Origin of the sequence: Ensifer sp. B1-9 (assembly GCF_050474445.1) — a bacterium.
In the GTDB taxonomy this organism is placed as follows: Bacteria; Pseudomonadota; Alphaproteobacteria; order Rhizobiales; family Rhizobiaceae; genus Ensifer.
The window spans coordinates 136,780-156,106 of the sequence record NZ_JBCHVG010000015.1; the positions used below are offsets into that span (position 1 = coordinate 136,780).

17 protein-coding genes are annotated in these 19,327 nt (G+C 61.2%); 14 read left to right on the forward strand and 3 right to left on the reverse strand.

Features of this window, described 5'->3' with window-relative positions; translation table 11 throughout:
- Nucleotides 1–153: 153 nt before the first annotated feature.
- The 9 genes from ACQ5BM_RS26640 (at nucleotide 154) to ACQ5BM_RS26680 (ending at nucleotide 11,696) form a co-directional block, all read left to right on the forward strand.
- Nucleotides 154–1,899 carry an HlyD family efflux transporter periplasmic adaptor subunit gene (locus ACQ5BM_RS26640; RefSeq protein ID WP_429817840.1) on the forward strand — a complete coding sequence of 582 codons (1,746 nt, stop codon included), beginning with the start codon at nucleotides 154–156 and terminating at the stop codon, nucleotides 1,897–1,899.
- Between the two features lie 10 nt (nucleotides 1,900–1,909).
- Nucleotides 1,910–4,057, forward strand: coding sequence for an efflux RND transporter periplasmic adaptor subunit (locus tag ACQ5BM_RS26645; RefSeq protein WP_429817842.1), 2,148 nt, complete (start codon nucleotides 1,910–1,912; stop codon nucleotides 4,055–4,057).
- A gap of 111 nt (nucleotides 4,058–4,168) precedes the next feature.
- The gene (locus ACQ5BM_RS26650) at nucleotides 4,169–4,990 is read left to right on the forward strand and encodes a SapC family protein (RefSeq protein WP_429817844.1); all 822 of its coding nucleotides are present in this window, start codon (nucleotides 4,169–4,171) and stop codon (nucleotides 4,988–4,990) included.
- 20 nt (nucleotides 4,991–5,010) lie between these two features.
- A complete protein-coding gene (locus tag ACQ5BM_RS26655) occupies nucleotides 5,011–6,987 on the forward strand; it encodes a preprotein translocase subunit SecA (RefSeq protein ID WP_429817846.1) in 1,977 nt (658 codons plus the stop codon).
- A complete protein-coding gene (locus tag ACQ5BM_RS26660) occupies nucleotides 6,962–7,852 on the forward strand; it encodes an efflux RND transporter periplasmic adaptor subunit (RefSeq protein WP_429817847.1) in 891 nt (296 codons plus the stop codon). Before ACQ5BM_RS26655 ends, ACQ5BM_RS26660 begins: the two co-directional genes overlap by 26 nt.
- A 197-nt stretch (nucleotides 7,853–8,049) precedes the next feature.
- Nucleotides 8,050–8,817: a carboxy-S-adenosyl-L-methionine synthase CmoA gene (cmoA, locus tag ACQ5BM_RS26665; protein ID WP_429817849.1), complete on the forward strand. Its 768-nt coding sequence runs from the start codon at nucleotides 8,050–8,052 to the stop codon at nucleotides 8,815–8,817.
- 12 nt (nucleotides 8,818–8,829) lie between these two features.
- A complete protein-coding gene (locus ACQ5BM_RS26670) occupies nucleotides 8,830–9,564 on the forward strand; it encodes a methyltransferase family protein (RefSeq protein WP_429817851.1) in 735 nt (244 codons plus the stop codon).
- Between the two features lie 157 nt (nucleotides 9,565–9,721).
- Nucleotides 9,722–10,375: a response regulator gene (locus tag ACQ5BM_RS26675; protein WP_429817976.1), complete on the forward strand. Its 654-nt coding sequence runs from the start codon at nucleotides 9,722–9,724 to the stop codon at nucleotides 10,373–10,375.
- Nucleotides 10,376–10,379: 4 nt separating this feature from the next.
- Nucleotides 10,380–11,696, forward strand: coding sequence for a sensor histidine kinase (locus tag ACQ5BM_RS26680; protein ID WP_429817853.1), 1,317 nt, complete (start codon nucleotides 10,380–10,382; stop codon nucleotides 11,694–11,696).
- 30 nt (nucleotides 11,697–11,726) lie between these two features.
- Here the strand turns inward: ACQ5BM_RS26680 and ACQ5BM_RS26685 are convergent, their stop codons facing one another.
- Nucleotides 11,727–13,052 (reverse strand): MFS transporter, encoded by a 1,326-nt coding sequence (locus tag ACQ5BM_RS26685; RefSeq protein ID WP_429817855.1) that lies wholly within the window; start codon nucleotides 13,050–13,052, stop codon nucleotides 11,727–11,729.
- Between the two features lie 93 nt (nucleotides 13,053–13,145).
- Nucleotides 13,146–13,430 carry a hypothetical protein gene (locus tag ACQ5BM_RS26690; RefSeq protein WP_429817984.1) on the reverse strand — a complete coding sequence of 95 codons (285 nt, stop codon included), beginning with the start codon at nucleotides 13,428–13,430 and terminating at the stop codon, nucleotides 13,146–13,148.
- On the opposite strand from ACQ5BM_RS26690, the gene cyoA reads away from it, so the two are divergent.
- The 5 genes from cyoA to ACQ5BM_RS26715 all read left to right on the forward strand — a co-directional run bounded on the left by cyoA (nucleotide 13,345) and on the right by ACQ5BM_RS26715 (nucleotide 18,342).
- Nucleotides 13,345–14,460 (forward strand): ubiquinol oxidase subunit II, encoded by a 1,116-nt coding sequence (gene cyoA / locus ACQ5BM_RS26695; RefSeq protein ID WP_429817857.1) that lies wholly within the window; start codon nucleotides 13,345–13,347, stop codon nucleotides 14,458–14,460. The two genes, ACQ5BM_RS26690 and cyoA, sit on opposite strands and share 86 nt — an antisense overlap.
- A 76-nt stretch (nucleotides 14,461–14,536) precedes the next feature.
- On the forward strand, nucleotides 14,537–16,540 hold the full coding sequence (cyoB, locus tag ACQ5BM_RS26700) for a cytochrome o ubiquinol oxidase subunit I (RefSeq protein WP_429817859.1): 2,004 nt from the start codon (nucleotides 14,537–14,539) through the stop codon (nucleotides 16,538–16,540).
- Between the two features lie 5 nt (nucleotides 16,541–16,545).
- Nucleotides 16,546–17,166 (forward strand): cytochrome o ubiquinol oxidase subunit III, encoded by a 621-nt coding sequence (gene cyoC / locus ACQ5BM_RS26705; RefSeq protein WP_429817861.1) that lies wholly within the window; start codon nucleotides 16,546–16,548, stop codon nucleotides 17,164–17,166.
- Nucleotides 17,163–17,564, forward strand: coding sequence for a cytochrome o ubiquinol oxidase subunit IV (gene cyoD / locus ACQ5BM_RS26710; protein WP_429817863.1), 402 nt, complete (start codon nucleotides 17,163–17,165; stop codon nucleotides 17,562–17,564). Before cyoC ends, cyoD begins: the two co-directional genes overlap by 4 nt.
- A gap of 28 nt (nucleotides 17,565–17,592) precedes the next feature.
- The gene (locus tag ACQ5BM_RS26715) at nucleotides 17,593–18,342 is read left to right on the forward strand and encodes an SURF1 family protein (protein WP_429817865.1); all 750 of its coding nucleotides are present in this window, start codon (nucleotides 17,593–17,595) and stop codon (nucleotides 18,340–18,342) included.
- A 420-nt stretch (nucleotides 18,343–18,762) separates the two neighbouring features.
- On the opposite strand, the gene ACQ5BM_RS26720 is transcribed toward ACQ5BM_RS26715, so the two are convergent.
- A complete protein-coding gene (locus tag ACQ5BM_RS26720) occupies nucleotides 18,763–19,245 on the reverse strand; it encodes a GlcG/HbpS family heme-binding protein (protein ID WP_429817978.1) in 483 nt (160 codons plus the stop codon).
- Nucleotides 19,246–19,327: the final 82 nt, after the last annotated feature.

Sequence of the window (19,327 nt, forward strand, 5' to 3'; positions counted from 1 at the left end):
ACTGTCTGGCCATCGCGTGCCGGCATGACTGATCAGATTGCCAGGGAATATTCATCACCGCCCCCGGTCGAAGGCCCGGGGGCGGTGAAGTACGCTATTTTGGATCAAGCGCTCTGGCAAAAATTCCGCAATGCGACCAAGCCGGAAGAATTCGTGGAGACATGGCTCGCCATACTCTGCCGTCAGATAGCAGGGGTCGCCAGCGGCATGGTCATGCTCGGGGAGCCGGACACCGGACCCTATACGCCGATCGCCTTCTGGCCGGAAAGGGGCCTCGACGAGGGATTGACCGCCGCCGCCGAAAAGGCGCTGAGCCAACGTCAGGGCATATCCACCGGAACCACCGGCAGCCGCATGGTGCAATTGATCGCTTCGCCCTTGATCGTCAACGAGCGCCTGTACGGCGCCTGCGCACTTTCGCTTTCCGCCGAGCCATCTGCCATCAACGAGGTGATGCGCAAGGTGCAATGGGCCTCCGGCTGGATCGAGGTGCTGCTCAGGCGCCAGCTCCAAGTCGAAAACGAAGAAATCAGTGAGCGAAACCGGCTGGCCTTCGACATGCTTGCCGCGGTGCTTGAGGCGAAGGGTTTCGTCGAGGCGGCCACAGCGCTCGTTACCGAACTCGCCATGCGGCTTGCATGCGACCCCGTCAGCGTCGGTTTCGTCCGCGGACGGCGATGTCGGGTCGCGACCGTCTCGCATGCGGCGGGCTTCGGCAACAAGGTCAACATTATTCGCGACATCGGCGCGGCGATGGACGAGGCTGTCGATCAGCGTGCGATTGTTCTCTACCCGCCGCAGGAGCACTGGGAGTATCGCGTCGTCCGGGCACACGAAGAGCTGGTCGAGACGCACAAGTGCGGAGGCGTTTTGACGATCCCCCTGCAATCGGGGCAGCAGATCGTTGGGGCGCTGACGCTGCAGCGCCCACGCGGCAGTACCTTCGACGAGACCACGGTCGACCTGTGTGACGCAGTGGCAGCGGTCGTCGGACCGGTTCTCGAGGAAAAACGCCGCAACGACAGGAACGTCCTAGTGAAGCTCTGGGAGGCCGCGGGCGACCAGTTGCGGCGGCTACTGGGGCCAGGTTATTTCGGCCGCAAGCTTGCGACGCTGATTGCTGTCGTCCTGGCCGCCTATTTCAGCGTGGCGACGACGGAATATTCCGTAACGTCTTCGGCCGTCGTTCGCGGCACAATCCAGCGAACCGTTGTGGCGCCGTTCAACGGCTATGTCTCCAGTCAGTCGGCAAGGGCCGGCGAAGTGGTCAAGCAGGGCCAGATCCTGGCGCAGCTCGACGACCAGGATCTGACACTCGAACGGCTTCGGCTGACGACCACTCGGCAGCAGAAGACGACCGAATACGACCGGGCATTGATGCAGCACGAGCGTGCCGAAGCGCTCATCGTCAAGGCGCAGATCGATCAGGCCGACGCCCAGCTCGCTTTGATCGACGAGCAACTCAAGCGCACCCGGCTGCTCGCTCCCTTTGACGGCTATGTGGTCAGCGGCGACCTCAGCCAGTCGATCGGTGCGGCGGTCGAGCGCGGGCAGGAGCTCTTCACGATCGCACCGCTGGAATCCTATCGCGTCATCCTCGAAGTCGATGAAAGCGACATCGATGATGTCGAGATCGGCCGCAAGGGCGTCCTGCGGGTTTCGGCACTTCCTCAGGAGCCGCTCACCTACCGGATCGAGCAGATCACCGCGATCTCCACCCAGAAGGAGGGCCACAATTTCTTCAAGGTCGAAGCAGCGCTGGATCACGTCAGTGATCGGCTTCGACCCGGCATGGAGGGTATTGCCAAGACCGCCGTGGACGAACGGCTCCTGATCCGCGTTTACACCGACAAGATGGTGCAATGGGCCTATCTCGCCGCGTGGCGCTGGTTGCCGTGAGGAGGCGGATATGGAACGGTCCTACTTCAGTTCGTCCTGGTACCGCGTCGCGCAACTGAAGCTGAAGCTGCGCGGCCATGTTCGCATCCACCGCACGGTCTTCCGTGGTCAGCTCTGGTACGTGCTGCAGGACCGGACCTCCGGGCGTTTCCACCGTTTCACGCCCGAGACCTATTTCATCATCAGCCTGATGGATGGCGAGCGCACGATGCAGGCGATCTGGGACATCGCCTGCGACAAGCTCATCGACAAGGTCGTCACCCAGGATGAGGTCATCCAGCTTCTCGGGCAGTTACACGCGGCGGACGTCCTGTTCGGCAATGTACCGCCCGACATCAATGAAATCGCCGAACGCGGCAAGAAGGCGCGCAATCGCAAGCTGTTGATGAGTTTCGGCAATCCGCTCGCCATTCGCTTCGGCCTGCTCGATCCGAACGAGTTTCTGAACGCCACCGCCATCGTCGGGCGGGTGCTGTTCTCGTGGTTCGGCGCGCTCGTCTTCATCTGTCTTGTCACCTATGCCGCCGTTCTTGCCGGCATGAACTGGAACGCGCTGACCGCCAATGTGACCGACCGCGTGCTGTCAACGTCAAACCTCTTCCTGATGCTGATCGCCTATCCGCTGATCAAGACCCTGCACGAACTCGGGCACGCCTACGCCGTCAAGCGATGGGGAGGCGACGTTCACGAGGTCGGCGCGATGATGCTGGTCTTCATGCCAGTACCGTATGTCGATGCATCCGACAGCCTGGCTTTTGCCAGCAAATGGCAGCGCGCCCTCGTCGGCGCTGCCGGCATTTTCGTGGAAATGACGCTCGCCGCGCTCGCCCTCATCGTGTGGGTCAATGCGGAGGAGGGGCTCGTTCGGGCCTTCGCCTTCAACGTCATGCTGATCGGCGGCGTGTCGACCTTGCTCTTCAACGGCAACCCGCTCCTGCGCTTCGACGGCTATTACGTTCTGAGTGATCTTCTGGAGATTCCCAACCTCGCGAGCCGAGCCAACAAATATCTCGCCTACCTCGTTCAGCGCTACGCCTTCAAGATCGGCGCGGTCAGTTCACCGGCGACGGCGCCCGGGGAGGAGTTCTGGTTCGTCCTCTATGGGGTCTCGGCGTTCTTCTACCGCCTCGTGGTCACGAGCGCGATCATCGCGCTCGTCAGCCAGAAGTTTTTCATTGTCGGCACGTTGCTCGCCATCTGGGCATTGATCCTGATGTTGGCCGTACCATTGGCGAAAGCCTTCTGGTTCCTGCTGACGAGCCCGCTGCTGCGAAGAAACCGGGGGCGGGCTTTCGCGGTCGTCGGATCGACGCTTGCCGTGGCCGCGCTGCTTCTCTTCGTGTTGCCCATCCCGCATGCGACCGTCGTGCAGGGCATCGTCTGGCTGCCAGGCGAAGCGATCGTCCATGTTCAGACGGACGGCACGGTCGATGAAATCGCGGCTGCACCCGCCACCGAGGTCAAGGCTGGCGATCCACTGATCCGGCTGGAGGATCCGCTGCTGGCGGCGCGCGTCGACCTGCTCGAGCTGCGTGTCGCCGAGCTCCAACGGCGTCTTACCAAGCAGGATCTCTCGGACCTTGCCCATGCGCGCATGGTCAAGGAGGAGCTGCGGCTTGCTCTCGCCGATCTGGACCTGGCACGGCAAAGGCAGGAGAATCTGATCGTCCGAGCGCAATCGAGCGGCACGCTGATCTTGCCCGACGATCACGATCTGCCCGGCAAGTTCGTGCAGCGTGGCAAGGTGATCGCCTATGTCGCGCACTTCGACAAGCCGACCATTCGGGTCATCGTCCCGGAGGAGGATGCCGACCTCGTTCGCTCGCAGACACGGGACGTAAGCCTGCGTTTCGTCGAGGATATCTCGAAGGTCTACAGGGCGTCCGTTGTCCGTGAGGTTCCGGCGCTAACCGACACATTGCCCAATGCAGCGCTCAGTACCGTGGGCGGCGGCACCATTGCACTCGACCCACGCGACCCGTCACAGCGGCGGGTGCTTGCCAATCTCTTGCATCTCGATCTGGTGCTGACCGAGAGCCCGACCGTGCCTCGGGTGGGCGGACGCGTCTTTGTGAGGTTCTCCCACGGGTCTTCCCCCATGGCAAGTAGAATTTATCGTTCAACGCGGCAAATATTCCTCCGATTATTTAAAGTTTGACTGGACACGAAGTCTAATAAAGTGTTCGATTAAATTAGCCTGAGTAAAAATCCGGCGGCTGTCTTCTCGAATACCTGAGTAACGCTTACAAGATACTAGAGGGAAAACACCATGGCAGCACAACTTCTTTTCTATCAAGACGTGCATCCCGTCTCGGCTGATCGCCACAAGGATGTCTCCATCAAGGCTGGAACTTCCTACAAGTTCGCAAAAGAAGTGAACTCGGTTCCGGTGACGGCCATCGAATTTGCTCAGGCTGCCGCCGAATATCCGATCGTCTTTGCCGGCACGGACGACACGGTCACGCCTGCGGTGGTTCTCGGCGCCCAGCAGACCCAGAACCTCTTCGTCGATGATGATGGTGCCTGGCTCGGCAAATATGTGCCGGCCTTCGTCCGTCGCTATCCGTTCGTGTTCTCGACGGACCGTGGCGGCAAGACGTTCATCCTTCACATCGATGAGAGTTTCGACGGCTTCAATCGCGAAGGCCGCGGCGAGCGCCTGTTCGACAGTGAGGGGCAGCAAACGCAATACCTGAAGAGCGTGCTGGGCTTCCTGCAGGACTATCAGGCAAGGCACCAGCGAACCCGCCAATATTGCGAGCGGTTGAAATCACTGGGGCTGCTGCAGCCGATGCAGGCCCAGTTCAACCTCAACAGTGGCGAACGCCGCTCGCTTTCCGGCTTCATGACGGTCAACCGTGAAAAGCTGAAGGCGCTGGCGAGCGAAGAGCTGCAGGCGATGTTCACCAATGACGAGTTGGAGTGCACATACCTGCATCTTCACTCGCTCAGGCATTTCTCCAGCATGCTGGAGCGCATGCCCGAAGCCGTGGATGTTGCCGGTAAGGGCGACGCTCCCCCCGCCGTGGCGAAGCAGTCGAAGAGCTACCGGAACGGCCATGATGCGCCCGTCGAGGAAGCGAGCGCCTAAGGGGGGCCGGGCAAGCGACCATGAATATCCTCGTCCCGAGCTGGTCGCCGCCTCCACTGGTCGCCTACCCCGAACGCCAGGAGCGAGCCGAGCACTGGCTTGACGGCACCGAGAAGATGGTGACCAGCGTTCCGCAGATGGTTGCCGGTCGTTTGCACCGGCGCCATCTGAGGGAACTCGTCCAGAGGATCAATGCGACGGAAGCCGCCTTGCGCGGCGAAACCGGACAGGGGCTTGCAGCCCGCATCGACGAAGTCCGTGCGGCCCTGCGGTGCCACGGCCTCACCGATGCCAATATTTGCTTCGGCTTTGCGATCGTGCGCGAAGTTTCGCGGCGCACGATCGGATTGCGCCATCTCGACGTCCAGATCCTTGCCGGTCTTGCCATGCTGAAGGGGCGCGTGGCCGAGATGGACACGGGCGAGGGCAAGACCTTGACTGCCGGCCTGACGGCCTCGATCGCCGCGCTTGCCGGGCTTCCGGTTCATGTCATCACCGTCAACGATTACTTGGCGGCGCGCGATCGGGATATACTTCGCCCCATCTACGATTTTCTTGGGCTGACGACGGGTCTCGTCAACAGTACTGTCCCACGCCCGGAGCGGCCGGCCGCCTATGCCTGCGACATCGTCTATGCCAGCAACAAGGAAATCGCCTTCGACTATCTGCGCGACCGCATCACCTTTGGCGGCCAGCCACGGCCCGTTCATGCGAAGATAAACCGCATGCTCGACGAGCGCCGCGGTCAGGAGCCGCCTTTCGTCATGCGTGGACTGCATTTCGCTATCGTCGATGAAGCCGACAGCGTGCTGGTGGACGAGGCGAGAACGCCTCTCATCATTTCCCAGGAAACGGACGCGGACGGCGAGCGGCAATGGGTGGAGCAGACCTTCGCGCTGATCGACGGTTTCAAGGAACCGACCCATTATCACCTGCTGGTCGACGAACGCAGGCTGGAATTGACCGAAGCCGGAAAGGCCAAGCTTGCGGCGCGTGCCGAAGCGATCGGCGGGATCTGGCGCAATCGCATCCGGCGAGAGGAGGCCGCCAGCCAAGCGCTCGTCGCGCTGCTGCTCTTCAGGAAGGGCGAGCACTATCTGGTCAGCGATGGCAAGGTCCAGATCATCGACGAATATACCGGCCGTGTGATGCCCGATCGCTCCTGGAGCGACGGTCTCCATCAACTGGTCGAGGGCAAGGAAGGCTGCGAGATCACCAGCCGCAAGCTAACAATGGCGCGGATGACCTATCAGCGGTTCTTCCGCCGCTACCTCCACCTGGCAGGAATGACGGGGACCGCCCGCGAAATCACCGAAGAACTGCGGCATGTCTACGGGCTGCAGGTGATGCGCATTCCCCCGAACGCGCCTTCGCGGCGGTCGAAATTGCCGACGACGATTTGCCCCACGCTCGAGGACAAATGGCTGGCAATCGTCCGACGGGTCCAGGAACTGCAAATCGCCGGTCGACCGGTCCTGATTGCGACGCGCTCGGTCTCCGCTTCCGAGGCGGTCAGCGCGGTGCTTGAGGGGCAGGGGATCGAGCATCGCGTCCTCAATGCCGAACAGAGTTCGGAAGAGGCCGAAATCATTGCACAGGCCGGCGGCGTCGGTCGGGTGACGGTCGCCACGAACATGGCGGGACGCGGCGTCGACATTGCCGTGGTCCCGGAGGCTCTCGCGCTCGGTGGCCTTCACGTTTTGCTCAGTGAGCGACATGACGCGGGGCGCATCGACAGACAGATGGAGGGGCGAACCGCCCGCAAGGGAGATCCGGGAAGTACGGAAGCAATCCTGTCCCTGGAAGACCCGCTGCTTGATCTCATTCCCTGGCAGCCGCTGCGTCTGCTCGGCCGCTGCGGACAGCGCACCGGACTTTGGCTCTTCCACTTGGCCCAGCAGCGGGCGGAACGCTCGCATGCCAGGGACCGAAAGAACCTTCTCGCTCAGGATCGACGCCTGGGCACATTGCTTGCCTTTTCGGGCCTGCCGGAGTGATGCGATGACAAAAGACCGGACGGATAAACCCCTACCGGAAAGGCCCAACGGGATGCGGCAGTTGCTGGCCGTTCTTTTTCCCCTATGGGCCCTCTTGCCGGCTTCGGCGCAAGCCTACGATTGCGTCATTGACCCTTCTGTCGTCGTCCGCATCGGGAGTCCGGTTCCCGGCCTGTTGAAAGAGGTGCTGATCGCGCGCGGCGACCATGTGAGCGAAAACCAGATCATCGCCAGGCTCCATTCGGATACGGAGCAGGCGACCGTCGAACTGATGTCCGAGCAGGCCGCGAGTACCTCCGAAATCGAGGCGCAAAAGGCGCGCCTCGATCTTGCGCGCAACCGCATGAAACGGGCGGAGGCGCTGCTGGCCCGCAACGTCACCTCGACCGACAAGCTCGAAGAGGCCGTGGCCGAGATGGAGGTCATCCAGAAGGAGCTTGCGACTGCCGAAACCCGCAAGCGCAGCGCAGAGCTGGAACTGCAAAGGGCGCAGACGGTGCTCGAGCAAAGGACGATCCGCAGTCCGATCAGCGGCGTTGTGCTCGAGCGTTCACTCTTCAATGGAGAATACCTGGACCAGGACGGCAAGCTGGCGACGATCGCCAAGCTTGACCCGCTTTTTGTCGAAGCCTTCATCCCGGTCAGCGAGTTCGGCAAGTTACAGGTGGGAATGGAGGCGCAGGTGGTCCCGAATGCGCCGATCCAGGGCCGCTTTGCGGGTAAGATCAAGGTGATTGATCAGGTCTTCGACGCAGCGAGCGGCACGTTCGGCTTGCGGATAGAGCTTCCCAACCCTGACAACTACATACCGGCCGGGCACCGCTGCACCGTGACCTTTGACGACGGAGTCGAGGGGCTCGAATAGGCGGCGCCCGAATTGGCATTCAAGTTCATAAAATCAGGGTGTTAGATTGGCGCGCCGTTCGTGTGGTGTGTGCTTTGGTGCCCCTTTCAGGTTCATGTCAGGTTTTGATGGCCCTCTAGCCCACAGATCGGTCGCTGCCGCAACGCAGGCAGGGTGCCGGCACTGGAAGTGCTTCGGAAGGACAAAGGAACCTGCGAATGGTTGGCAAGGTACCGCACCTACAGGTGCACGAGAATAACAACAGGCGGGACGAGGTTTTCGCAGCGCCGGATCAGCCGGTGGGCGACTTCGCGTTTAACGCGACCGTGGCCGCCGTCTTCGACGACATGGTCAGCCGCTCGGTTCCCTATTACGGCGAGATCCAGCGCATGGTCTGTGAACTCGCCGCGGATTTCGCAGAAGCCGGCAGCGATCTCTACGACATCGGGTGTTCGACGGCCACTACGCTCCTTGGGCTTGACGCCAAGGTCGATCCCGCCGTGCGTTTTGTCGGCATCGACAATGCACCCGACATGATCGAGAAGGCCAAGGAAAAGATCGCGCAAGCCGAGATCAGCCGGGCGATCGAATTGAGGGTCGGGGACCTGCATCAGGGGATCGACGTACACAATGCCAGCGTCGTAATGATGCTGCTGACGCTGCAGTTCGTGCGCCCGCTCTATCGCGAGCGCATCATGCGCACGATCTATGAGGGGCTCAACGAACGCGGCGCACTTCTGCTCGTCGAAAAACTGACCAGCGAAGATTCGACGTTCAATCGTCTCTTCATCGAGCATTATTACGACTTCAAGCGCCGCAACGGCTATTCCGAGACCGAGATCGCCAAGAAACGCGAAGCTCTCGAAAACGTGCTCATTCCCTACCGTCTGGAGGAAAACCTCCAGCTCCTGAAGGAAGCAGGCTTCCGCAGCGTCGAGGTCTTTTTCCGCTGGTACAATTTCTGCGGCATCATCGCGATCAAGTAGGAAAGTCAGGCCATGATCGCGATCGGCAATTTTCTCTTCCGCTTCCGGAACCAGCTCTTTCCGGCCATCATCATTGTTCTGTTCCTGCTGGCTCCGCCTCCGGCCCTGGTGCTGGATAGCCCGGCGCTGACGCTCGCCAAGGACCTTGCGGCCGTATTGGTCATCCTGGCCGGGCTCGCCTTGCGTGCGACCGTGGTCGGGTACAAATACATTCAGCGCGGCGGCCTGAAGAAAAAGGTCTATGCCAAGGATCTCGTTACGGAAGGCATGTTCGGCGTCTGCCGCAACCCGCTTTACGTTGGGAACATGCTGCTTTACTCGGGCGTGTTCCTTCTGCACGGCAACCCGCTTCTCGCCGTCTTCGGCATCGGGCTCTTTGCCTTCATGTACCAGTGCATCGTCTATGCTGAAGAAGCCTTTCTGAACAGGACATTCGGGGAAGCCTACCAGGCCTATTGCCGTGACGTGCCGCGATGGGCATTGCGCATGAGAAACTTCGCCCAGTCGACCGAGGGCATGACGTTCAACGTCAAGCGCGTCATCGGCAAGGACTATTCGACCGTCTCGGCCGCGATGATCGCGATTCTGGCAACCGAAATGTACAAATTCGCGAGCAATGCGCCGGTTGAACACAACACATTTACGCTCACGGCGCTCGGCGTTTTGATAGCGCTCGTCGGCATTGGCACGGCGATCATCAGCTACATGAAAAGGCGCGGTGCGTTTCGCGAACGCGCCGCATCCTAGCCATCCGTCAGCGCCCGTTCGCGGCTCAATCGCGATCATCATGCGCCGGCCATGCCGTTGCCGCATGGCGATACGAACCCAGCCGCGAACGCTCGAGGGCTTGACGCCCATCTCCCCGTCGAACATAGGCAAGGACGAACAAGTGTCCGGTGATATCTTGAGAGTCCTATTAGTCGAAGACGATCAGGTTCTGGGGGAAGCGCTGCGCGACCATGTCGCGGCGGGCGGTCACGCCGTCGACTGGTTTACACGCATCGTCGATGCCACGGCAGCGACGGAGACGGTTTTATACGGTCTCATACTGCTCGACCTTCGACTGCCCGATGGTTCGGGCTTGTCGTTGCTGCGATCTCTGCGAATACGCGGCGACGGCACACCCGTCATCATTCTGACGGCACACGACCAGATTTCCGATCGCATCGAAGGATTGAACAGCGGGGCCGACGACTATCTGGTCAAGCCGTTCGATCTCGGCGAACTGACTGCGCGCATGCTGGCCGTTTCCAGGCGGTATGTCGGCAATGCGACGCCAACGGTCAGGCTTCCCGGCATCGAGATCGACCAGGTTCATCGCAAGGTGCTGGTTGAAGGGGAAAGCCTGAGCCTCAGTGCCAGGGAATGGGCCGTGCTCGACAAACTCGTCGCCCATCCCGGTGCACTTGTATCGAAAGAGCAGCTCCACGACGCGCTCTACGCCTTTGGCGCCGAAATCGAGAGCAATACGGTCGAGGTCTATATCAGCCGCCTGCGCAAGAAGATCGGCTCCGACCGGATAGAGACGGTTCGGGGCCTCGGCTACAGCATCAGGTGACCCGATGGCGCGCGTGGCAAGCATGACCCGCAGGCTGACCATTGCGCTGACGAGCGTCGTCGCCGTCTTCTGGCTCGTCGCGCTCGGCCTTGGCGTTTATGTCATGCAGGATGAATTCACCGAGATTTTCGACAGCGGGGTCCAGGAGACGGCCGAGCGCCTGTTGCAGATCGTCGTCGATGACATCGCCCGTGACCGTGCCGACGGCACGCCCGCAGCCGGCCTCATTGCGCCTCCGCTGAATTCACAATATCTGATCTATCAGGTCCGCGATCGTGGCGGCAGGGTTTTGTTTGACGACGGCGCACCGGCACCCTTCGCGGTTCCGCTTGAGGTCGGCTTCTCGCAAACGGCCACGCACCGTATCTACACCGCCGGGACGACCGACGGCTCTCTTTTCGTCCAGGTGGCCGATGCCTTCGACCATCGTACCGAAGCTCTCTTCGAAGGCGGTACAGCGCTTTTCTTGCCGCTGCTGGTGCTGATCCCAACCAGCATAATTGCCATCATCCTCGTCGCGCGCCGCGCGCTTGCGCCGGTCGAACAGTTGCGCGAAGAAATCCTCACGAAGGACAGCGGCAATATGGCTCCGCTCGACGAAGCCGCGCTCCCGAGAGAACTTCGCGCAATTGCCCGTTCGGTGAACCTGCTACTGACGAGGCTCAAGGCCGCGCTCGAAGCGGAGCGGGACTTCACCTCGAACAGTGCCCATGAACTGAGGACCCCGATCGCCGGCGCGCTTGCGCAAACACAGCGGTTGATGAGTGAGGTGCCTCCGGCCTTTCGGCAGCGAGCCGGTCAGATCGAGCGCGCGCTGCTTCATCTCGGTCGACTGGCCGAGAAGCTGTTGCAGATGTCGCGAGCGGAGGCAGGGATCGCTATCGCGGACGAAAGCACGGACCTGTTGCCAGTGCTGGCTCTTGTGCTGGAAGACATGGAACGCTCGGTGCTCGGCGCAAGCCGCCTCAAGATTCATGTCGCGGACGGCGCCGAACTCGTGCGTCCGATCCGCGCCGATGCCTTTGCGATCGTGCTGCGCAATCTTCTGGAAAACGCGTTGATACACAGCCCGTCCGGCAGCCCGGTCAGCATCGACGTGGACGCGCATGGTGTGCGCGTCACCAACGACAGCGCCGTCATCGACGCGGAAACGCTGGATGGCCTGACCAAGCGTTTCAGTCGCGGGCCAACCGAAGCTTCGGGTTCCGGCCTCGGCCTTGCGATCGTGCATCGGCTGGTGGAACAAATGCACGGACGATTGCGCATCGCCTCGCCGGCCCCGGGGATGGACCGGGGCTTCCACGTCGAGGTTTGCCTCTGACGAGACAAGGTAGAGCGGCTGCTGCCGTCACTACTGCTGATCGAGTGCCCGGGAAAGGCTGAGCGCCGCGATCGTGCAGATCGCACCCGAAATCAGATATCCGCCGATGAAGATGATGCCAAAGCTGCTGGCGAGACCGAGCGCCACGAGCGGCGCAAAGGCGGCACCAACGAGCCAGGCAAGATCCGACGTCAGTGCGGCGCCGGTGTAGCGATAATACTGCGTGAAGCGCGAAGATACAGCACCGGAGGACTGGCCGAAGGAGAGCCCGAGGATCGCAAAGCCGATCAGGATATAGGCATCCTGGCCCTTGCCGCCAGCATCGAGCAGGAAGGGCGCGGAGAAGCTGAAGATTGCGATCAGGATCGCGCCGATCATCAGCTGGTTGCGGCGGCCGACCCGGTCGGCGATCACGCCGGACAGCACGATGCCGATCGCGCCGACGGCCGCACCTGCCACCTGCACCCAAAGAAATTCAGCAGCCGACTGCCCACCATTGAGCGTTACCCAGCTCAATGGGAAGATGGTGACGAGATGGAACATCGCGAAGCTTGCAAGCGGCACGAAGGCGCCGAGAACGACGTCGATGCTGTGTTTGCTCAGCATTTCGAAGATCGGCCGGGCCTCGAGTTCCTTGGCCTCCATGGCTGCGCCGAATTCCTTGCTGGCAACGATGCGCAGGCGCGCGAAGAGCGCGACGACGTTGATCGCAAAGGCGACGAAGAAGGGATAGCGCCACCCCCAGGCGAGGAAGTCCGCCTCCGAGAGGTTGCTGACGAAAAAGCCGAAGAGAATGCTCGCCAGTGCAAAGCCGATCGGCGCGCCGAGCTGCGGGATCATCGCGTACCAGCCGCGATGATTTTGCGGCACGTTGAGGTTCAACAGCGTGGCGAGGCCATCCCAGGCGCCGCCGAGGGCGAACCCCTGTCCCAATCGAAACAGCGCCAATAGGGCCACGGCCCAGTAGCCGATCGTATCGTAGCCGGGCAGAAAGGCGATCGACGCCGTCGAACCGCCGAGTATGACGAGGGCCACAGTCAGCTTCGTGCCGCGCCCGTAGTTCCGGTCGATCCACATGAAGACGAAGGAGCCGACCGGGCGAGCAAGAAAGGCGAGGGGGAACAGCGCGAAGGACATCAGCGTCGCGGTCACCGCATTGGGCGCGAACGGGAAGATCAGCTTTGGGAAGACAAGGATCGAGCCGAGGCCGTAAACGAAGAAATCGAAGAATTCCGAGGTTCGCCCGATCACCACGCCGATGGCGATGCTGCCCGGAGAGAGGGGCTTGTCATCCTCATGAATGCGACGTGCATCGCGTTCGAGACCGGACGATGTGGGGTGAGCGACCGAAACCATGAACTTCTCCGACGAACTTGCGTCTTGTCGTTAGAGTGTTGACCAATTGGCGTCTGATATCAAGAATGCCGTGCACGTACTTGCGCACATGCCTCATTCGAGTTCGCGCCCAGCGTTCGCCGGAACGGCAGGCATCGAACCGATAATAGCCATTACGCCAGTACAACGCGCATAGAGCGATAATGCCGTCACTGCACTGCGGCAAAATGCTGCGCTGCGACGATGGACCTCACTTCCATGCGCGATCGTGCCCGAGTAATGCCGACTAGACAAAACGCAAGTTGAGGCCGCAATGCCGAAGCCATTCAGTTTAGCCGGACGATCGGTGATATCAGTCCTGTTGCTCTCTGTACTCACCGGATGCAGCATGGTCGTCATGTCGCCATCCGGCGATATTGCCGCACAGCAGAGGGATCTGATCGTCATCTCGACGGTCCTGATGCTGCTGATCATCGTCCCCGTCATTTTCCTGACGCTCTTCTTCGCCTGGCGCTATCGCCAGTCGAACACGGCTGCCAAATATGATCCGGAATGGCATCATTCCACGGGCCTCGAAGTCATCATCTGGTCGGCGCCGCTGGCGATCATCATCGCGCTCGGCGCAATCACCTGGGTGAGCACCCACAAGCTCGATCCTTATCGGCCGCTCGACCGGATCGATGCGGCTCGACCGGTGAGCGAAGAGACGAAGCCGATCACGGTCGAGGTCGTAGCCCTCGATTGGAAATGGCTGTTCTTCTATCCGGACTATGGCATCGCCACCGTCAACGAGATGGCCGCGCCGGTCGACGTACCGGTCAACTTCAAGATCACCGCATCCTCGGTGATGAACTCCTTCTACGTTCCGGCGCTCGCCGGCATGATCTATGCCATGCCCGGCATGGAGACCAAGCTGCACGCCGTCATCAACAAGGCAGGCGAATACGAAGGACTTTCATCCAATTACAGCGGCGCCGGCTTCTCGCACATGCGCTTCAAGTTCCACGGTGTGGACCAAGCGGGCTTCGACCAGTGGGTCGCCCAGGTGAAGCAGAACGGCACGATGCTCAACCGTGATGCCTACCTGAAGCTCGAAAAACCGAGCGTCAAGGAACCGGTGCGCTACTTCGCCTCCGTCGAAGACGGCCTCTATGACGCCGTGCTCAACATGTGTGTGCGGGCCGGGCAGATGTGCATGAACGAGATGATGCACATCGACATGATGGGTGGCGCCGGCGTCGAAAGCCACGAGAATCGCGCCAAACTCGAGCATGACAACCGCCACGCGGGCGGCGTGATCGAAGCGGCTGCGCCCGGCGCGACGGCTTCGGAAGCTGGCAACGCCGCCGGTAGCGAGCAGCCGGGCGAAGGCAGCGAACAGCAGCCGGCGGCCGAACCGATGAACCACGACATGCACAAGACAAACTAGGACTTTCGCGCGCTTGCCAGCCCTCCGGCGGGCGCCCAGGCCTTCGGGCCGCATACAAAGATAAATTGGACGACCCATGTTTGGTGACACCAGCCTCACGCAATTCATCTTCGGACGGCTTACCTGGGAAGCAATTCCCTATCATGAGCCAATCCTCGTCGTGACCTTCGCGGTCGTGGCGGTGGTCGGTCTCGCGATCCTCGCCCTGATCACGAAGTACAAGCTCTGGGGCTATCTCTGGCACGAGTGGTTCACGAGCGTCGATCACAAGAAGATCGGCATCATGTACATCATCCTGGCGATCATCATGTTGCTGCGCGGCTTTGCCGATGCCCTCATGATGCGCCTGCAGCAGGCGATCGCCTTCAACGGCAGCGAAGGCTACCTCAACCCGCATCACTACGACCAGATCTTCACCGCCCATGGCGTGATCATGATCTTCTTCGTGGCCATGCCTTTCGTCACCGGTTTCATGAACTATGTCGTGCCGCTGCAGATCGGCGCACGCGACGTTTCCTTCCCCTTCCTCAACAACTTCTCGTTCTGGATGACCGTCGGCGGCGCCGTCATCATCATGATGTCGCTGTTCGTTGGTGAATTCGCGCGCACCGGATGGCTGGCCTATCCCCCGCTTTCGGGCGCGGATTACAGTCCCGGCGTCGGCGTCGATTATTACATCTGGGGTCTACAGGTGGCGGGCGTGGGCACGACACTATCGGGCATCAACCTGATCGCCACCATCGTCAAGATGCGCGCGCCGGGCATGACTTTCATGAAGATGCCGGTGTTCACCTGGACGTCGCTCTGCACCAACATCCTGATCGTCGCGACCTTCCCGATCCTGACCGCCACGCTGGCGCTGCTGTCGCTCGACCGCTACGTCGGCATGAACTTCTTCACCAATGACCTTGGCGGCAATCCGATGATGTACATCAACCTCATCTGGATCTGGGGCCACCCGGAGGTCTACATCCTCGTCCTGCCGGCCTTCGGCATCTTCTCCGAGGTTGTCGCAACCTTCTGCGGCAAGCGCCTGTTCGGCTACACCTCCATGGTCTACGCCACCTGCGTCATCATGATCCTGTCCTACATCGTGTGGCTGCACCACTTCTTCACGATGGGTTCGGGCGCCTCGGTCAACGCCTTCTTCGGCATTACCACGATGATCATCTCGATCCCGACGGGCGCGAAGATGTTCAACTGGCTCTTCACCATGTATCGCGGCCGCATCCGCTACGAATTACCGATGCTGTGGACCATCGGTTTCATGGTGACCTTTGTCATCGGCGGCATGACCGGCGTGATGCTGGCGATCCCGCCGGCCGACTTCGTGCTGCACAACTCGCTGTTCCTCATCGCCCACTTCCACAACGTCATCATCGGCGGCGTTCTGTTCGGGTTGATGGCCGGGCTCGTCTATTGGTGGCCGAAGGCCTTCGGCTACAAGCTCGATCCGTTCTGGGGCAAGATGAGTTTCTGGTTCTGGCAGATCGGCTTCTTCTTCGCCTTCATGCCGCTCTATGTCCTCGGCCTCATGGGCGTCACCCGCCGCGTCAGCCAGTTCGAAGACCCATCGCTGCAGATCTGGTTCATCATCGCCGCCTTCGGCGCGGTGTTGATCGCGATCGGCATCGCGTCCTTCATCATGCAACTGATCGTCAGCTTCCTTCGCCGCGACCAACTGCGCGAGACATCCGGCGACGCCTGGGATGGGCGCACGCTCGAATGGTCGACGTCATCGCCACCGCCAGACTACAATTTCGCGTTCACGCCGGTCGTGCACGATCATGACGGCTGGTATGACATGAAGAACCGCGGCTACGAGCGTCCGCTCGAAGGCTTCAAGCCGATCCACATGCCGAAGAACACTGGCACGGGCATCACCCTCGCCGGCATCAGCGTCGTGCTTGCCTTCGCACTGATCTGGTATATCTGGTGGCTGGCGGCCGTGTCCTTCATCGCCCTGCTGACGGTCGCAATTGGCCATACCTTCAACTATCAGCGAGATTTCTTCATCCCCGCAGAGACTGTTGCGGCGACTGAGGATGCGCGCTCCAAGCTGCTCGCGGAACGGACCTGAGACCGATGAACGAGACCCAAGTCCAAGAGAAAGAAAAGCCGCAGTTCTATCTGACGGAAGAGCATCATCCGGAACACAGCACCATGCTGGGCTTCTGGCTCTACCTGATGAGCGACTGCCTGATCTTCGCAGTGCTGTTTGCCACCCACGGCGTCGTCGGCCGCAACTACGCGGCGGGACCGTCGCCGGCCGACCTGTTCGACCTCGGCCTCGTTGCCTTCAACACGGCGATGCTCCTTCTGTCGTCGATCACCTATGGCTTTGCCATGCTGCAGATGGAGCGCAACGCCAAGATGGAGACGCTGTTCTGGCTCGGTGTCACCGGCGTGTTCGGCGCGACATTCCTCGCAGTCGAACTCTACGAGTTCTATCACCTCATTCATGAGGGCGCCGGTCCGACGCGCTCGGCCTTCCTGTCGTCGTTCTTCACGCTGGTCGGCACCCACGGCCTGCACGTCACCTTCGGCACGATCTGGCTGATCACGCTGATGGTGCAGGTCAGCAAACACGGGCTGATCCCGGATAACCGGCGCCGCCTGATGTGCCTGTCGATGTTCTGGCACTTCCTCGACGTCATCTGGATCGGCGTCTTCTCCTTCGTCTATTTGCTCGGAGTTCTCGGATGAGCGCACATTCTGATCATGAAAGCGCATTCGAACCTCATCACGCGCATAGCCATCACGGTGACGCTGCCGGCCACGGATCGTTCAAGAGCTATATGACGGGCTTCATCCTGTCAGTGATCCTGACGGCCATTCCATTCTGGCTGGTCATGGGCGGCGTGCTCGACAGCAAGCTTTTGACTGCCGTCATCGTCATGGGCATTGGCGTCGTCCAGATCGTCGTGCACGTCATCTACTTCCTGCACATGAACGCCCGCTCCGAAGGCGGCTGGACGCTGATGGCGCTGATCTTCACGATCGTCATCGTCGGCATCGCGCTCGCAGGATCGCTTTGGGTCATGCATCACCTCAACACGAACATGATGCCGATGAGCCACGAAATGATGAAGAACATGCCCTGAGCGCCGGACAGGCCATGCGGACACGACGATGATTGCCGATCGTGAGGTGAGGGGAACAGACCGCGCATCCTCGCGCGCCCGCCTGAAACTGATGGGCGCCCTGGTGCTTCTCACCGTCGTGTTCGCTCTGCTCGGCGGCTGGCAGGTCCAACGGCTTTTCTGGAAGCTCGATCTCATCGCTCGGGTAGAGGCGCGCGTCCATGCACAGCCGACGCCAGCGCCCATCAGAGAAAAGTGGAACGAGATCAGTCGTGAGAAGCACGAGTACCGCCGCGTCACCGCGACGGGTGCCTTCAGCTACGATAAATCGGTGCTTGTCCAGGCGGTGACGGAGCGCGGCGCCGGTTTCTGGGTGTTGACGCCCATGCTGCGCGAGGATGGTTCGGCGGTCCTCATCAATCGTGGCTTCGTCCCCTCCGATCGCCGCGATGTCGGCGACCGCGCCGGGGGCGAGCTTGCCGGAAATGTGACGGTCACGGGCCTGCTGCGTATCAGCGAGCCCGGTGGCGCCTTCCTGCGATCGAATGATCCGGCGCACGATCGCTGGTTTTCCCGCGATGTCGCGGCGATCGCCGCGGCGAAGGCCCTGCAGGATGTTGCACCCTATTTCATCGACGCGGACGCTACGCCCAATCCTGGTGGGCTGCCGATCGGCGGCCTTACGATCGTCCGCTTTCGCAACAGCCATCTGGTCTATGCGCTGACGTGGTTCGCACTCGCGACGATGAGCGCCGCAGGTGCGTATCTCGTCTATCGCCAGCGGATCAAGGCGGGCTGAGAGCCCTGGGTAAGGTCGATTGCGGCAGGAGATCGATGATTTCGCTTATCGACGACATCGCCGACAGTATTCCCGTTCAACGAAACAGGGCGCTCGACCCGTGTTCCGGGGAGCGCCCTGCTCGAACCCGGAGTGCCGTCATTGAATGCCAATGGCATCGCTGATGACAAGCTCTCGAAACGGGTGGTGGCCCTTAGATGGAGTGGGCGGCTGTAATTTCAAGGGGTCAGCGCGGAGCCGGGTTCGGCCAATCATGCTTCCTGCTGATTGAGGGGGCGGAGCGCTCGGATGTTCGCTGTCGAGTTCTCCGACATATCGCCTGATTCACAACCCCCCAGCTCTCGCCAGGGGGGTGTCAGCGGTCTGGGTGGCCGTCCTGGGACGGCCACCTCTGATGCTCTGCAGATGACTTGGCGCAGATTATTTGGCGCCGATTGCCTGGAGGCCGGCCGTTGCGCAGTTCGCGTCGATATCGCCCGACGGTGCTCCACCGACGCCGATACCGCCCACCAGGGCCTTGCCGAACTTGATCGGCACGCCACCGGCCTGGATCACCATGCGTGCGTCCATGTCGCGAAGACCTTCATTCGCCGGCTTGGAGGCGATGAACTCGCCGAGGCCAGCCGTATCGCGGCCCATGGCAGCGGAGGTGAAGGCCTTGCCCTGTGCGCTTTGACCGGTATGCGGGCCGGAATTGTCAGCCTTCAGCAGCACCTTGGTTGCGCCATCGCGACCAACCACGGCAACGCTGACATTGTGGCCTTCCGCGGCGCAGGCCTTCACCGCGGCTTCGGCAGCCTTGACGGCCATGTCGAGCGGCAGGTAGGCCGCGGTCGGCAATTCCTGCGCCGTGGCGGCGACAGGAGCGAGAAGCGCGGCGGCGAGCACGATATTGCGGATCATCATGGGTTCCTTTCCTGTTGATGCGGAAAGGTTATCCCGCCTCGGATATCGCGAATATTCGTAGGCCTTGCACGCCTATCCG

What these genes read in the sequence shown, in the direction of transcription:
- ACQ5BM_RS26645 (WP_429817842.1), top strand. Translation starts at nt 1,910, where the DNA reads ATGGAACGGTCCTACTTCAGTTCGTCCTGGTACCGCGTCGCGCAACTG.
- ACQ5BM_RS26650 (WP_429817844.1), top strand. Translation starts at nt 4,169, where the DNA reads ATGGCAGCACAACTTCTTTTCTATCAAGACGTGCATCCCGTCTCGGCT.
- ACQ5BM_RS26655 (WP_429817846.1), top strand. Translation starts at nt 5,011, where the DNA reads ATGAATATCCTCGTCCCGAGCTGGTCGCCGCCTCCACTGGTCGCCTAC.
- cmoA (WP_429817849.1), top strand. Translation starts at nt 8,050, where the DNA reads ATGGTTGGCAAGGTACCGCACCTACAGGTGCACGAGAATAACAACAGG.
- ACQ5BM_RS26670 (WP_429817851.1), top strand. Translation starts at nt 8,830, where the DNA reads ATGATCGCGATCGGCAATTTTCTCTTCCGCTTCCGGAACCAGCTCTTT.
- ACQ5BM_RS26680 (WP_429817853.1), top strand. Translation starts at nt 10,380, where the DNA reads ATGGCGCGCGTGGCAAGCATGACCCGCAGGCTGACCATTGCGCTGACG.
- ACQ5BM_RS26685 (WP_429817855.1), bottom strand. Translation starts at nt 13,052, where the DNA reads ATGGTTTCGGTCGCTCACCCCACATCGTCCGGTCTCGAACGCGATGCA.
- cyoA (WP_429817857.1), top strand. Translation starts at nt 13,345, where the DNA reads ATGCCGAAGCCATTCAGTTTAGCCGGACGATCGGTGATATCAGTCCTG.
- ACQ5BM_RS26690 (WP_429817984.1), bottom strand. Translation starts at nt 13,430, where the DNA reads ATGACGACCATGCTGCATCCGGTGAGTACAGAGAGCAACAGGACTGAT.
- cyoB (WP_429817859.1), top strand. Translation starts at nt 14,537, where the DNA reads ATGTTTGGTGACACCAGCCTCACGCAATTCATCTTCGGACGGCTTACC.
- cyoC (WP_429817861.1), top strand. Translation starts at nt 16,546, where the DNA reads ATGAACGAGACCCAAGTCCAAGAGAAAGAAAAGCCGCAGTTCTATCTG.
- cyoD (WP_429817863.1), top strand. Translation starts at nt 17,163, where the DNA reads ATGAGCGCACATTCTGATCATGAAAGCGCATTCGAACCTCATCACGCG.
- ACQ5BM_RS26715 (WP_429817865.1), top strand. Translation starts at nt 17,593, where the DNA reads ATGATTGCCGATCGTGAGGTGAGGGGAACAGACCGCGCATCCTCGCGC.
- ACQ5BM_RS26720 (WP_429817978.1), bottom strand. Translation starts at nt 19,245, where the DNA reads ATGATCCGCAATATCGTGCTCGCCGCCGCGCTTCTCGCTCCTGTCGCC.